Genomic DNA, 13,648 nt, shown 5'->3' on the forward strand with positions numbered 1-13,648 from the left:
TTCGCCGTTCGGCTTATTCCGCTGCCTGCTGCGTCGCGGCTTGCGGCAGCTTCGCCACCAGTGCTGCGAGCTCGGCGATCTCCTGCTCGGTGAGATCGGTGAGCGGCGGCCGCACCGGGCCGGAATCGCGGCCGATCACCTTCATGCCGGCCTTGATGATCGACACCGCATAGCCCTTCTTGCGGTTGCGTATTGCGATCAGCGGCAGGATGAAATCCTTCAGCGCTGCATGGATGGTCTGATGATCGCGCCGGCGCACCGCGGCGTAGAACTGGGTAGCGAATTCCGGCACGAAGTTGAACACCGCCGACGAATACGTCGTCACGCCCATGTCGAGATAGGGCAGCGCGAAGGTTTCCGCGGTCGGCAGGCCGCCGATATAGGTCAGGCGATCACCGAGCTTGGTGTGAACGCGGGTCATCAGCTCAATGTCGCCGATGCCGTCCTTGTAGCCGACCAGGTTCGGGCAGCGCTCGCAGAGACGCGCCAGCGTGTCGGGCTGCAAGATCGCATTGTCGCGGTTGTAGACGATGACGCCGATCTTGACCGACGAACACACCGTCTCGACGTGCGCGGCGAGGCCATCCTGTTCGGCATGGGTGAGATAGGGCGGCAGCAGCAAAAGGCCATCGGCGCCGGCTTTCTCTGCACCAACGGCGATCTCGCGCGCGATCGCGGTGCCGTAGCCGGTGCCCGCGAGCACCGGAACGCGGCCCTTGGTCTCCTCGACGGCAATCTTCACGACGTGCGGGATTTCAGCGGGAGTCAGCGAGAAGAATTCGCCGGTGCCGCCGGCGGCGAACAGGCCGGCGACGTCATAGCCGCACAGCCAGTCCATATTGGCGCGATAGGTCGCCTCGTCGAACGAATAGTCCGGCTTGAACGGGGTCACGGGAAAAGACAGGAGGCCGCCACCGATCTTCGCGGCCATCTCCCGAGGGGTCATCTTGCTCATGGCGCCACTCCTTGAATGATGTTGGGAAGGATGCGCGAGCAGCGCGCGTCCATGGCGTTGTTTCTAGGAAATGCGTCGATGCGCGTCCAAGCCAAACGCGGTATCGAACGATGCCAACTCTGCATCAATCGCCGTGCGACTGCGGCGCTGCGATTTCAGTTGCGATCTCGATCAATGACGGCAGCAACTGGTTCTCGTGATCGCGCCGCCACACCATGAACAGCTCGACCGGCACCGGCGTGCGCAGCTTCAGCGGCTTCAGCCGGACATCCGCGATCTTCAGGCTGGCGGCGGCCTCCGGCACGATCGCGACGCCGAGCCCGGCGCGCACCATCGCGAGGATCGAATGGATCTGGCTGAGATGCTGCACATAGCGCGGCAGCACGTCGGCGCGGGTGAACATCGACACCAGCAGATCGTGGAAATAGCGCGCCTCGTAGGGCGAATACATCACGAAGGGCTGGTCGTCGAAATCCTTGATGCTGACGGTCTCCGCGGCGGCGAGCGGATGCTTCTTCGGGATCGCGGCGAGCAGCGGCTCGGCGACGACGCGCCGGCTGGCGAATTCCGGCCGCGCGATCGGCGGCCGCAGCAGGCCGGCATCGATCTGGCCTGTCGTGAGTGCCTCGAACTGATCGCCGGAGACCATCTCCTTCAGGGAAAAATCGACCTCGGGCAGGCGCGACCGTGCTGCCGCAATCAGGTCGGGCAGGAAGCCGTAGGCGGCGGCCGCGGTGAAGCCGATCTTGAGCGAGCCGGTCTTGCCGAGCGCGATGCGGCGCGCGACCTGCGAGGCGGATTCCGCGAGTTTGAGGATGCGCCGCGCCTCGGGCAGGAAGCTGCGTCCCGCAGGCGTCAGCCGCACCGAACGGCTGGTGCGTTCCAGGAGCGGTGCGTCGATGATGTGCTCGAGCACCTGGATCTGCCGGCTCAGCGGTGGCTGCGTCATGTTGAGCCGCGCCGCGGCGCGGCCGAAGTGCAATTCCTCGGCCACCGTGACGAAACAGCGGAGCTGGCTCAGGTCGAACATCGATGCAAGCCCGGAATGGATCGCGCGGGGATTTGTACGTTCTAGCATCGATGCCTCCCACTGGCCAAGAAGACAAAAGGCAGACAAAGGCGGCGGCCGGAGCCGCCGTTGATATGTTGTTGCGGCGGTGGCGGCCTGGCTCAGGCCGCCTTCAGTTGCACCCGTTTGATCTCGCCGACGATGAAGAGATAGGCGATTGCGGCGACCAGCGCGTTGGCGCCGACGAACACCAGCGCGCCGTTGAACGAACCGGTGGCGGCGAGGATGTAGCCGATGATGATCGGCGTGGTGATCGAGGACAGATTGCCGAAAGTATTGAACAACCCGCCGGAAACGCCCCCGGCTTCCTTCGGCGAGGTGTCGGAGACCACGGCCCAGCCGAGCGCGCCGATGCCCTTGCCGAAGAAGGCGAGCGCCATGAAGCCGATCACCAGCGCCTGGCTGTCGACATAGTTGCAGCCGATGATCACCATCGACAGCAGCATGCCGCCGACGATCGGGATCTTGCGCGCCATGGTCAGCGAGCCGGTGCGGCGCAGCAGGTAGTCCGAGATCACGCCGCCGAGCACGCCGCCGATGAAGCCGCACAGCGCCGGCAATGTCGCGACGAAGCCGGCCTGCAGGATCGAGAGCCCGCGCTCCTTCACCAGATAGACCGGGAACCAGGTCAGGAAAAAGTAGGTCAGGGTGTTGATGCAGTACTGGCCGATATAGACGCCGAGCATCATACGGTTGGCGAGCAACTGGCGGATGTGGTCCCAGCGCGGGCCGCTGTCCTGCGCCTTGCCGTCCTTGGCCGCGTCCATGTCGACCAGGGCACCTCCCTGCTTGATGTAGTCGAACTCGGCCTCGTTGATCGAAGGATGATCCTTCGGCTCGTAGATCGTCTTGATCCAGACGATCCCCATGATGATACCGAGCCCGCCCATCACGTAGAACACATGGCTCCAGCCATGCTCATGCGCGATCCAGCCCATCAGCGGCGCGAAGATCACGGTCGCGAAATACTGCCCCGAGTTGAAAAAGGCCGACGCGGTGCCGCGCTCATTGCTCGGGAACCAGGAGGCGACGATCCGGGCATTGGCCGGGAACGACGGCGCTTCGGCGATGCCCACCAGGAAGCGCAGCACGAACAGCAGCACCACGGCCGCACCCGCGGAGAGGAACCCGACCAGGCCCTGCATCGCGGTGAAGATCGACCAGACGATGATGCTGATCGCGTAGACCCATTTGGAGCCGTAGCGGTCGAGCAGCCAGCCACACGGCACCTGGGCGATCACGTAGGACCAGCCGAAGGCCGAGAACACGTAACCCATCGCGACGGGGTCGAGATGCAGTTCCTTGGAGAGGGCGGGGCCGGCGATCGAGAGCGTGGCGCGATCGGCGTAGTTCACGGTGGTGACGAGAAACAGCATCGTCACGATCAGCAGCCGGACGCGGGATCGCCGCGCGTCGGCGGCGGACACAATTGCGCTCATTCGCGCCTCCTTGGAAATTTCCTCGGGGTCTGTCCTAGAGAGATGACGACAATGGGTCCAAGCCGAAACGGGTATCGATTGATACCGATTTTGGATCGATTATGCTGGGAACTGCATCGAACAGGAGTATCCCGTGAAGGCCGTCTATAGCGATCTGCACCGCAGCCATGATCCGCAATTCTTCCTGGTCCGCGGCGTGGTCCAGCGCACCACCGAGCAGCCCGAGCGCGCCGATCGCCTGCTGGCGGGTCTGAAGGCCGGCAGCCACAGGCTGATCGAGCCGACCAAGTTCGGGCAGGGGCCGCGGGCGCGCGTGCACAGTCCGGAATATCTTGGCTTCCTCGAGGGCGCCTGGGACGAATGGTTGGCGCTCGGCAATGCCGGACCCGAGATGATCGCGAACATCCACCCGGTGCGTAATGCCGGCACCTATCCGGCCCATATCGTCGGCAAGCTCGGCTGGCACACCGTCGACACCGCGGCCCCGATCGGTCCCGGCACCTGGGCCGGCGCCTGCGCCTCGAGCGACGTCGCGGTCACCGCCGCGCAGATGGTGCTCGACGGCGAGGACGCCGTCTACGCGCTGTGCCGTCCGCCCGGCCACCATGCCTATCGCGACCTCGCCGGCGGCTTCTGTTTCCTCAACAACAGCGCGATCGCGGCCGAGCATCTGCGCCAGAAGCATGAGCGCGTCGCGATCCTCGACGTCGATGTGCATCACGGCAACGGCACGCAGGGCATCTTCTACGAGCGGGGCGACGTCTTCACCGTCTCGATCCACGCCGATCCGTCGTTCTTCTATCCCTTCGTCTGGGGCTATGCACATGAGCGCGGCGCTGGGCCTGGCCTTGGCACCAATCTCAACATTCCCCTGGCCAAGGGCACCGGCGACGACGACTACATGAAGGCGCTGGCGGCGGCCGAGAAGGCGATCCGGTCGTTCGCGCCGACCGCGCTGGTGGTTGCGCTCGGCCTCGATGCCTCCGAGAAGGACCCGCTCGCGGGCCTCGCCGTCACCACCGACGGTTTTCGCCGGATCGGCGAGGCGCTGGCCCGGTTCGGCCTGCCGACGGTGCTGGTGCAGGAGGGCGGCTATCTCTCCGATATCCTTGGCGCCAATCTGACCGCGGTGTTGGGCGGCTTCGAAGCCGCCCGTTAACCGCAATCTTGCAAACGGGGTGCGACGAGATTGCCAGACTGCAACCAGACTAGAGCCGTGCGGTTGGTGTCGGGCGCTGACCGATGGTCTCGCCTTGACGGCGTCAGCCGGTCGAGGCGGTCGACAATGCGAGGACGGCCATGAGCGACCTGCTTCGCATTGCCATCGTCGGTTTCGGCGAGATCGCTCACAGGCAGCATATGCCCGCGATTGCCAAGACCTCCGGCGCGGCATTGGTCGCGGTGGTGGATCCCGAAAAGATGCCGCCCGGCCTGCCGCATTTCCGTGATTTGCAGGAGCTGCTGCGCGACGGCCCTGACGTCGATGCCGTCGCGCTATGTACGCCGCCGCAGGTGCGTCATGCGCAGGCGGCTGCCGCACTCGCCGCCGGCAAGCATGTGCTGCTGGAGAAGCCGCCGGGCGCCACCGTTGCCGAACTCACGCCACTGATCGCAGCGGCGCGTCAGGCAGGCCGGACCTTGTTTGCGAGCTGGCATTCGCGCTTTGCGCCCGCGATCGGGGCGGCGCGACAACTGCTCGCAGGCCGCACCATCAGCAAGGTCTCCATCATCTGGAAAGAAGACGTCCGGGTCTGGCATCCGGGCCAGGCCTGGATCTTCGAGGCGGGTGGCTTCGGCGTGTTCGATCCTGGCATCAACGCGCTGTCGATCCTCACCGAGATCCTGCCGCGACCGCTCTTCGTCAGGAGCGCGGTGCTGGACTTCCCTTCCAATCGGGCGGCGCCGATTGCAGCCGAGATCGAACTCGCCGATGCAAGCGGCCTGGCGATTCATGTGGAATTCGACTTCCGCCAGACCGGCTCGCCGAACTGGGACATCCTGTGCGAGACCGAGGCCGGGCCCGTCAAACTGTCGAAGGGTGGCAGGCAACTGCGCGATGGCAACACGCCGGTCGTCGACGCCACCGACGAGGAGTATCCCGCGCTCTACCGCCGCTTTGTCACGCTGACGGCGGAAGGCAAATCGGATGTCGACCTCACGCCCTTGCAGCTCGTTGCCGATAGCTTCATGCTGGGCCGGCGACGCCTCGTCGAGGCGTTCGAGGACTGAGCATGACATCAGGTGGAATTGAGCGCGGGCCCTTCGGCAGATTGCCCGACGGCACCGTGGTCGAGCGTGTGACGCTGCGCGGCGCGCATGGCTTCGAAGCCACCATCATCCCCTTCGGTGCGGCGCTGCAAGCGCTGGTGACGCCCGATCGCGAAGGGCATTGCGACGACATCGTGCTTAGCCACGACGATCTCGATGGCTATCTCGCGCAGCGCAAGTTCTTTGGCGCGACCATCGGACGCTATGCCAACCGGATCGCCGGCGCGCGCTTCGTGCTCGATGGCGAGACGGTGAGGCTCGACGCCAATAACGGCCCGAACGCGCTGCATGGCGGGCTACAGGGTTTTGACCGCAAGCTGTGGCGGATCGTCGAACTATCGGATGATCCGGGGCCCGCGCTGGTGCTGGAGCGCGAAAGCCCGCATGGCGAGGAGGGCTATCCCGGCAATCTCGCGGCCCGCGTGACCTATCGCGTGCGCAACCCGATGGAGCTTTCGATCACGTATGAGGCAACGACCGACCGGCCGACCTGCCTCAACCTCACCAATCACAGCTTCTTCAATCTCGACGGCGCGCGTGCCGAACGGCAGATCCTCGATCACCGGCTGACCATCGCCTCGGATCATTTCCTCGCTGTTGACGCCACGGCGATCCCGCTCGCCGGGCCGCCGCGGCCGGTCGACGGCACGCCGTTCGACTTCCGCGAGCCCACCGCCATCGGCGCACGGATCAGAGCCGATGACGAGCAGCTCCGGCTCGGGCGCGGCTATGACCACAATTTCTGTCTCGCCTTGGGGATGAGCCTGCGCTTCGCCGCGCGCCTCGAGGCGCCACGTAGCGGCCGCGTGATGGAGCTGCTCACCGATCAGCCGGGATTGCAGTTCTATTCCGGCAATTTCCTCGATGGCTCGACCGCCGGCAAGGGCGAGCGGCTGTACCGGCAATCCGATGCGCTCTGCCTTGAGCCGCAGGCCTGGCCCGACACGCCGAACCGGGCTGATTTTCCGTCCGCTCGGCTCGATCCCGGGCAGACCTACCGGCGCAGCATCGTCTATCGTTTCTCGACGATTGGAGCACCGCCATGACCGATCACGCCGCTGCTGTGCTGATGGATGAGGTGCCGACCTCGGTGTTGTCGGCCGAGCGCTGCCATCTCGGCGAGGGGCCGACCTATGATGCTGCGACCGACACCGCCTGGTGGTTCGACATCCGCGAGCGACGGCTGTTCGAGCATCGCTTCGCCGTCGGACGCACTGAAATCCACGCCCTGCCGAACATGGCGAGCGCGTTGGCGCGGATCGACGATGACCGGCAACTGATCGTCACCGACGACGGGCTCTATGTGCGACAGGTCGCCGATGGCCGCCTGGAATTGTTCGCCGCGCTGGAAGCCGACAACCCGGCGACGCGTTCCAACGATTCGCGCGTGCATCCGTCGGGTACGTTCTGGATCGGCACCATGGGCCGCCAGGCCGAACAGGGAGCGGGCGCGATCCATGCCTTGCATCGCGGCCGCATCACCAGGCTTTATCCCGACATCACGATCCCGAACGCGATCTGCTTTTCGCCGGGCGGCGACGTCGGCTACTTCGCCGACACCGCGACCAATGTGCTGTATCGGGTGCCGCTCGATGCCGCGACCGGACTGCCGGTCGGCGAACCCGCCGTCCTGATCCGGCATCGCGGCGCTGGCGGGATCGACGGCGCGGTCGTCGATGCCGATGGGTTGATCTGGAACGCGCGCTGGGGCGGCGGCTGCATCGACGTCTACGATCCTTCAGGCAAGCATCTGCGCTCGCTCCGCGTGCCGGCGAGCCAGTCGAGCTGCCCGGCCTTTGTCGGCCGCGATTTCTCGCGCGTGCTGGTCACCTCGGCCTGGCAGGACATGGACGAAGCGCAGCGCGCCGCCGATCCCGGGCATGGCAAGACTTTCCTGCTCGATGCCGCTGCGCGCGGCCGCGCGGAGCCCGATGTCAGGCTTTCCTGACCGCAGGCTCGCCTTGTTGACGTGACCTGATTATTTGGACGATAGTACAAATATGGTCCGCAAGCCCGCCAAATCCAACATCAAGTCCGACCTGAAGGCCGCCAGCACCCGCAAGCCGAACATGCGCGAGGCGATCCTCGCCGCGGCGGAAGAGTTGTTCTCGACCTATGGCTTCAACGCCGTCTCGGTGCGCGACATCGCGCAGGCCGCCGGCGCCAATCCCGGCAGCGTGACCTATCATTTCAAGACCAAGGACGGCCTGCTGCTGGAGATCTACCGGCGGCATTGCGGACCGATGAACCGGCGCCGCTCCGAACTGCTGGCGGCGGCACGGCGGGTGCGCGACTTGCAGGACCGGCTGGAAGCGATCGTACGCGCCTATGTGTTGCCGGCCTTCACCTCGGGCAGCGACCTTGCCGGCGGCGGGACGCGGTTCACGCGGTTGCGCGCGATCATGTCGGCCGAGGGCAACGAGGTGGTGCGCAAGATCATCGCGCAGACCTTCGACGACACCAGCCACGCCTTCATCGACGCGATCCACGACAGCCTGCCGCATATTCCGCGCACCGACCTGGTCTGGCGCGGCCACTTCCTGCTCGGCGCGCTGTATTACACGCTGGTGACGCCGGAGCGCGTCTCGCGCCTGTCACGCGGCCGCGCCGACGGCACCGATGCCGGCCACGCCATCGAGGAACTGGTGCGCGCGACCGTCGCCGCGTTCCAGGCCGCGCCGCTCGATCCGGCGCCGCCGCGCAAGGTGCCGGGCGCAACGCCGGGACGAGCGCTGACCTGACCCTGCGGAGTTCGTCGCCATGGAAAAACTTCGGCTGCGCACGGTGCTTGGCAATCACCCGCACATCGAGGCGGTGAAGCGCGGTGAGCTGCGCTCCGACCTGTTCGATCTCGACTTCGTCGAGTTCACGCCCACCAACGCCGCGTTCAAGCCGATGGTGCGCGAGCAGGCCTTCGACGTCTGCGAGATGGCGATCGTGACCTATCTGATGGCAAGGGCGCACGGCAAGCCGCTGGTGCTGTTGCCGGCGGCGATGGTCGGCCGCTTCCAGCATGGCCATGCGCTTTGCCGTGCCGATCGTGGCGCGATCACGCCGGCGGATCTCGAAGGCAAGCGGGTCGGTATCCGCTCGTTCACGACCACGACCGGGGCCTGGATGCGCGGCATCCTCGCCAATGACCATGGCGTCAACCTCGACAGCATCGATTGGGTCACCTTCGAGGATCCGCATGTCGCCGAATATGTCGACCACACCGAACGTGCGCCGAAGGGCAGCACCATCATCCAAATGCTGAAGGATGGCGAGCTCGACGCCGTGCTGGGCGAGACCTCGAATGACCCGACGCTCAAGCCATTGTTCGCCGATCCGGCCGCGGAGGCGGCGCGGTGGTACGCGCGGCACGGCGTCGTGCCGGTCAATCATCTGGTGGTGGTGACGAAGCAACTCGCGACAGCGCGGCCGGATGTGGTGCGCGGCCTCTACGATCTCCTCAAGCGCGCCAAAACGGAGGCTGGTCCGACGGGTGCGCCGGATATGCTGCCGTTCGGCGTCGCGGCAAACCGCAGACCGCTCGAAATGATGATCGACTATTGCGCGCAACAGGCGCTGATCCCCCGGCACGTCACGGTCGACGAGCTGTTCGACGCCACAACACGGGACTTCAACTGATGACAATCTCCGGCGATCCCAGGCAATGGCAGATCGGCATGCTCGGCTATGGCGAGGTCGGCCGCATCCTGGCCGAAGATCTGCGCAAGCAGGGCGTGAACGTGTCCGCCTACGACATCAAGCTCGACCGCGAGCAAGGTGCGCCGCTCCGGGCGCACGCGGCCGAGATCGGCGTCGAGCTCGCCCGATCCCATGCCGATCTCGCGGCGCGGGCCGATCTGATCATCTCGGCGGTGACCGCGAGCCAGGCCGTCGCCGTGGCCGAGGCCGCCACACCCGCAATCGGAAAGGGAGCCTGGTTTCTCGATTTCAATTCAGCGTCGCCCGGCGCCAAGCAGCGCGCGGCGGCCCACATCGATGGCGCGGGTGGCCGCTATGTCGAGGGCGCGGTGATGACGTCGCTGCCGCCCTACCGGATCAAGGTGCCGTTGCTGCTCGGCGGCCAGGGTGCGCGCGAGCTGGCGCCGCTTCTGGTTGCGCTCGGCTTCGCGGCGAAGGTCGCGAGCGACGAGCTCGGCGTGTCCTCGGCGGTCAAGATGTGCCGCAGCATCATGATCAAGGGCCTGGAGGCGATGGTGATCGAGAGTTTCACCACCGCGCGTGCTTACGGCGTCGAGGACGCGGTGCTCGCCTCGCTCAAGGAGACGTTTCCGGGCATCGATTGGGAGAAGCAGGGCGCCTATTTCTTCCAGCGCGTGATCGAGCATGGCCGCCGGCGCGCCGAGGAGGTGCGCGAGGTGGCGGAGACCGTGCGCGAGGCCGGGCTGACGCCATGGTCAGCGTCGGGGACCGCCGAGCGGCAGGGCTGGGTCGCCGATCTTGCCGACGAGGGCGTGTTCGGCAGCAAGGGAACGGCGGAATTTGCCCGCAGTGCCGATTGGCGCACCGAGGCCGACCGGATTCTCGCGCGCATCAAATCCTGACGCCGCCTGCGGAGAATCCGCCGCGTTCCCTGCCGCCGCGCAATGCGCTATTGCTCCGTGAACAGTTTGGTCTGGAGACACTCCCATGAAGAATTCCGGCAAGGTCGTCGCCATCACCGGGGCGGCGCGCGGCATCGGCAAGGCCTGCGCCGTACGCTTCCTGTCCGACGGCGCCAGCGTCGTGATCTCTGATGTCGACGGTGCGGCGCTCGCCGAAACAGCCCGCGAGCTCGGGCATGCCGATCGGTTGCGCACCGTCGAAGCCGACGTCAGCAAGCGCGCCGACGTCGATCGGATCGTCGCGCACACAGTGAAGGAGTTCGGCCGGCTCGACGTCATGGTCAACAATGCCGGCGTCGCGCGCAACCGCGACTTCCTCGAGATCAGCGAGGCCGAGTTCGACGACGTGATGGGGATCAACCTCAAGGGCGCGTTCTTCGGCGTCCAGGCCGCGGCCCGCCAGATGATCGCGCAGGGCGGTGGCGGCGTCGTCGTCAACATGTCTTCGGTCAACGCGCTGCTCGCGATCCCCTCGCTTGCGACCTACGCGATGTCGAAGGGCGCGATGAAGCAGCTCACCTCGGTGGCAGCGGTTGCGCTCGCGCCGCACGGCATTCGCGTCGTGGCGGTCGGGCCGGGCACGATCCTGACCGAGATGGTGGCGACGGCGATCTTCTCGTCCGACGAGGCCCGGCGCAGCGTGCTGTCGCGCACTCCGGCCGGCCGCTGCGGCGAGCCGAGCGAGGTCGCCTCCGTCGTGGCGTTCCTCGCCAGCGACGACGCGTCCTATGTCACCGGCCAGACCATCTATCCCGACGGCGGACGGTTGATCCTCAACTACACGGTGCCGGTCAACGAGAAGAAGTAGTCGGCAAGGGCCGCGCTAGCGGCCCTTGAACTGCGGCTTGCGCTTTTCCATGAAGGCGTTGCGGCCTTCGCGGAAATCGGAGCTGTCCATGCAGTCGATGCCAATCTGCTTGATTGCGGCCATGTCGCGCTCGGCGGGGTCCTTCAGCACCTGCGCGATGGTGATCTTGGCCGCCTTGATCGCCAGCGGCGCGTTGCCGGAAATGGTGCGGGCGATTTCCATGGTCGCGTCCCACAATTCGGCATCCGGCAGCACCCGATCGACCAGGCCGATCCTGAGTGCTTCGGCGGAGTCGATCCGCATGCCGGTGTACATGATCAGCCGCGCCCAGGATGGCCCGACCAGCGACACCAGATGGCGCAGCCCGTCATGGCCGTAGGCGATGCCGAGCTTGGCGGCTGGAATGCCGAACTGGCCGCTGGCGCCGGAGATACGGATGTCGGTCAGCATCGCGACCTGCATGCCGCCGCCGAGACAGAAGCCGCGGATGCAGGCGATGGTCGGTTTCGGATAGTCGGCGAGCAGGGCGCGCTGGGCGGCGCTGCGCCGTGAATATTCCTCGGAAGCTGCCGCGTTATGGCGGGTCTTCTCGAACTGGCTGATGTCGGCGCCCGACACGAAGGCCTTGTCGCCGGCGCCGACCAGGATCACGACCCGGACGGCCGGATCATCGCGCAAGGCGACCAGCGCCTCGCCGAGTCCCTCCCACATCTCCAGCGACATCGCATTGCGCTTGTCGGGATTGTTGAAGGTGATGACGCCGACGCCATCGACCACGCTTTGCAGGATCTTGCCGTCGGCGAGCGATTTATCTGACATGTCTGGCCTATGCGGGTTCGGTGTGAATTCGACCGAACCTAGCATCCGGCCCAAAGCCGCGGCAGGCGGCTTTGGGCACGGCGCTGTTGCGTCGGCGTACGGCAACGCTGCCCGTGCTTCATCCCGGCTTGGCCTTGTTCGGCTTTCGATGGTACGATTGTAGGTATTGCGGGCGCCAGGCCTTTCGCCTGACGTCAGTTGTCCTGCGTCAGCGCCTCCGGATCTTCGGCCGCGCGCAGGCGTGCGAGGCTGTCTTCGGTCGCCGTCGCGCCGGCCGCCGCGATCGCGATCTCCCGCGCCAGGTTGGTGCATTCGGCCCACAGCAGGAAGAACACCAGCGGCGGCCGCTCGCGCGCCTCCAGCATCTGCCGGCAGCGGTCCGTGGCGCCGTCGAGTGCCCACCACTGCCGGGCGACGACCATCACCTTGCGGAAGCTTCGCAGCGTGCCGGAGAACTTTTGCGGATCGGCGTTGACGATGGAGCCGCAATGGTTGAGCCAGTTCAGCGCGGCATAGATCGCAATCCCGTAATCCTCGATCGCGGTGCCGGTGAAATCGACGACGGTCTTGTCGTGCGCGCGCTGGCGCAGGAAAGCGTCGATCATCTCGGCCTGGCGGGATGGATCGGCGAGCAGCGCGGCGTCCTTCCGCGGCACCATCGGGACATAGCGCATCGCTTCGAGCCGCGTGTGCTCCCAGACCGCCCTGGTATCGCCGAGCAGGTCGCCGGGCTTGCGTTTGCAGGCCGGATAGACCAGCACGCCATTGTCGGCCAGATCGAGATAACGCGGCACCACCTTGTCGAGCGCTGCGAGAAACGCCAATGGATCGGTCAGGCCGCGCAAATCGCTGGCGGCGTCGTCCGCTTGTGCAGGCCTGTTGACGCGTGTCCAGCCGAAATTGGCCATCCCGGGCGCCCCGATCTCAACCTCTGCGTCAGGTTAGATGGAAAATACCGCGATGCAAATGCGGCATTTACGGTTGCACGCCCGGTGCCGGTTGACGCGGGAAACCGTCGCGCCTAGCTCATGGTTAATCTTTCGGGTTCGATCGCCATGACTGCTTCTGAACGCCAATCGCATTGGCAGACCGTTTACCTGACCAAGGGCGAGCAGCAGGTGAGCTGGTCGCAGGCCGATCCGCAGCCATCGCTGCGCCTGATCGAATCCGTCGCGGCTGGCCACGACGCGGCGATCGTCGATGTCGGCGGCGGGGCGTCACGCCTGGTCGACGCGCTGCTGGCGAACGGCTTTCACGATGTTGCCGTGCTCGATCTGTCCGACGCCGCGCTGGAGAACGCACGGCAGCGGATCGGCGCGGCCGGCGATGCGGTGCGTTGGATCGCAGGCGATGTAACGGTCTGGCAGCCGCGGCAGGCCTTCGACGTCTGGCACGACCGCGCGGCGTTTCATTTCCTCGTCGAGGAAGACGATCGCGCAGCCTATCTCGACAGGTTGCATCGCGGTGTCCGGGCAGGCGGCCACGCCGTGATCGGCACCTTCGCGCTGGACGGTCCGGAGCAGTGCAGCGGACTTCCGGTGCGCCGCTATGATCCGGCATCGCTCAGTCGGACCATCGGTCCGGAATTCGAACTGATCGCCGCGGAGCCGCATCGGCACGCGACGCCGTGGGGCGCAGCGCAGTCGTTTCAGTTCAGCGTTCTGCGACGGAAATGAT

14 protein-coding genes are annotated in these 13,648 nt (G+C 66.0%); 9 read left to right on the forward strand and 5 right to left on the reverse strand.

What is annotated here, in order from left to right:
- Positions 1 to 13: 13 nt before the first annotated feature.
- The 3 genes from kdgD to CWS35_RS13645 form a co-directional block, all read right to left on the reverse strand.
- Positions 14 to 955 carry a 5-dehydro-4-deoxyglucarate dehydratase gene (kdgD, locus tag CWS35_RS13635; protein WP_100952196.1) on the reverse strand — a complete coding sequence of 314 codons (942 nt, stop codon included), beginning with the start codon at positions 953 to 955 and terminating at the stop codon, positions 14 to 16.
- A 124-nt stretch (positions 956 to 1,079) separates the two neighbouring features.
- Positions 1,080 to 1,985, reverse strand: a complete 906-nt coding sequence (locus CWS35_RS13640) for a LysR substrate-binding domain-containing protein (protein ID WP_024580311.1) — start codon at positions 1,983 to 1,985, stop codon at positions 1,080 to 1,082.
- A gap of 140 nt (positions 1,986 to 2,125) precedes the next feature.
- Entirely contained in the window at positions 2,126 to 3,463 is a 1,338-nt protein-coding gene (locus CWS35_RS13645) for an MFS transporter (RefSeq protein ID WP_100952197.1), read from the reverse strand.
- Positions 3,464 to 3,596: 133 nt separating this feature from the next.
- Here CWS35_RS13645 and CWS35_RS13650 point away from each other — a divergent pair, with 133 nt between their 5' ends.
- From CWS35_RS13650 to CWS35_RS13685, 8 genes are all read left to right on the forward strand, one after another.
- Positions 3,597 to 4,622, forward strand: a complete 1,026-nt coding sequence (locus tag CWS35_RS13650) for a histone deacetylase family protein (protein WP_024580313.1) — start codon at positions 3,597 to 3,599, stop codon at positions 4,620 to 4,622.
- A gap of 140 nt (positions 4,623 to 4,762) precedes the next feature.
- Positions 4,763 to 5,692 (forward strand): Gfo/Idh/MocA family protein, encoded by a 930-nt coding sequence (locus CWS35_RS13655; RefSeq protein WP_100952198.1) that lies wholly within the window; start codon positions 4,763 to 4,765, stop codon positions 5,690 to 5,692.
- A gap of 2 nt (positions 5,693 to 5,694) precedes the next feature.
- Positions 5,695 to 6,777, forward strand: a complete 1,083-nt coding sequence (locus tag CWS35_RS13660; protein ID WP_100952199.1) for an aldose epimerase family protein — start codon at positions 5,695 to 5,697, stop codon at positions 6,775 to 6,777.
- A 23-nt stretch (positions 6,778 to 6,800) separates the two neighbouring features.
- Positions 6,801 to 7,679 carry an SMP-30/gluconolactonase/LRE family protein gene (locus tag CWS35_RS13665; RefSeq protein WP_100956328.1) on the forward strand — a complete coding sequence of 293 codons (879 nt, stop codon included), beginning with the start codon at positions 6,801 to 6,803 and terminating at the stop codon, positions 7,677 to 7,679.
- Positions 7,680 to 7,731: 52 nt separating this feature from the next.
- Positions 7,732 to 8,472: a TetR/AcrR family transcriptional regulator gene (locus CWS35_RS13670; protein WP_024580317.1), complete on the forward strand. Its 741-nt coding sequence runs from the start codon at positions 7,732 to 7,734 to the stop codon at positions 8,470 to 8,472.
- Between the two features lie 19 nt (positions 8,473 to 8,491).
- Positions 8,492 to 9,361 (forward strand): ABC transporter substrate-binding protein, encoded by an 870-nt coding sequence (locus tag CWS35_RS13675; protein WP_100952200.1) that lies wholly within the window; start codon positions 8,492 to 8,494, stop codon positions 9,359 to 9,361.
- Entirely contained in the window at positions 9,361 to 10,284 is a 924-nt protein-coding gene (locus CWS35_RS13680; protein ID WP_100952201.1) for a DUF1932 domain-containing protein, read from the forward strand. Before CWS35_RS13675 ends, CWS35_RS13680 begins: the two co-directional genes overlap by 1 nt.
- An 85-nt stretch (positions 10,285 to 10,369) precedes the next feature.
- Entirely contained in the window at positions 10,370 to 11,152 is a 783-nt protein-coding gene (locus tag CWS35_RS13685; RefSeq protein WP_024580320.1) for an SDR family NAD(P)-dependent oxidoreductase, read from the forward strand.
- A 15-nt stretch (positions 11,153 to 11,167) separates the two neighbouring features.
- Here CWS35_RS13685 and CWS35_RS13690 read toward each other — a convergent pair whose 3' ends face one another.
- Entirely contained in the window at positions 11,168 to 11,971 is an 804-nt protein-coding gene (locus CWS35_RS13690; RefSeq protein ID WP_168226325.1) for an enoyl-CoA hydratase, read from the reverse strand.
- 194 nt (positions 11,972 to 12,165) lie between these two features.
- A complete protein-coding gene (locus CWS35_RS13695; protein ID WP_100952203.1) occupies positions 12,166 to 12,879 on the reverse strand; it encodes a hypothetical protein in 714 nt (237 codons plus the stop codon).
- 147 nt (positions 12,880 to 13,026) lie between these two features.
- Here CWS35_RS13695 and CWS35_RS13700 point away from each other — a divergent pair, with 147 nt between their 5' ends.
- Positions 13,027 to 13,647 (forward strand): trans-aconitate 2-methyltransferase, encoded by a 621-nt coding sequence (locus CWS35_RS13700; RefSeq protein ID WP_100952204.1) that lies wholly within the window; start codon positions 13,027 to 13,029, stop codon positions 13,645 to 13,647.
- The last annotated feature ends 1 nt before the right edge of the window (position 13,648 follow it).

It is taken from the genome of Bradyrhizobium sp. SK17 (assembly GCF_002831585.1).
Lineage (GTDB): Bacteria > Pseudomonadota > Alphaproteobacteria > Rhizobiales > Xanthobacteraceae > Bradyrhizobium.

Coding starts and splice junctions, on each gene's coding strand:
- kdgD (WP_100952196.1), bottom strand. CDS start 955: ATGAGCAAGATGACCCCTCGGGAGATGGCCGCGAAGATCGGTGGCGGC.
- CWS35_RS13700 (WP_100952204.1), top strand. CDS start 13,027: ATGACTGCTTCTGAACGCCAATCGCATTGGCAGACCGTTTACCTGACC.
- CWS35_RS13690 (WP_168226325.1), bottom strand. CDS start 11,971: ATGTCAGATAAATCGCTCGCCGACGGCAAGATCCTGCAAAGCGTGGTC.
- CWS35_RS13680 (WP_100952201.1), top strand. CDS start 9,361: ATGACAATCTCCGGCGATCCCAGGCAATGGCAGATCGGCATGCTCGGC.
- CWS35_RS13685 (WP_024580320.1), top strand. CDS start 10,370: ATGAAGAATTCCGGCAAGGTCGTCGCCATCACCGGGGCGGCGCGCGGC.
- CWS35_RS13695 (WP_100952203.1), bottom strand. CDS start 12,879: ATGGCCAATTTCGGCTGGACACGCGTCAACAGGCCTGCACAAGCGGAC.
- CWS35_RS13675 (WP_100952200.1), top strand. CDS start 8,492: ATGGAAAAACTTCGGCTGCGCACGGTGCTTGGCAATCACCCGCACATC.
- CWS35_RS13670 (WP_024580317.1), top strand. CDS start 7,732: ATGGTCCGCAAGCCCGCCAAATCCAACATCAAGTCCGACCTGAAGGCC.
- CWS35_RS13655 (WP_100952198.1), top strand. CDS start 4,763: ATGAGCGACCTGCTTCGCATTGCCATCGTCGGTTTCGGCGAGATCGCT.
- CWS35_RS13645 (WP_100952197.1), bottom strand. CDS start 3,463: ATGAGCGCAATTGTGTCCGCCGCCGACGCGCGGCGATCCCGCGTCCGG.
- CWS35_RS13665 (WP_100956328.1), top strand. CDS start 6,801: ATGGATGAGGTGCCGACCTCGGTGTTGTCGGCCGAGCGCTGCCATCTC.
- CWS35_RS13640 (WP_024580311.1), bottom strand. CDS start 1,985: ATGTTCGACCTGAGCCAGCTCCGCTGTTTCGTCACGGTGGCCGAGGAA.
- CWS35_RS13660 (WP_100952199.1), top strand. CDS start 5,695: ATGACATCAGGTGGAATTGAGCGCGGGCCCTTCGGCAGATTGCCCGAC.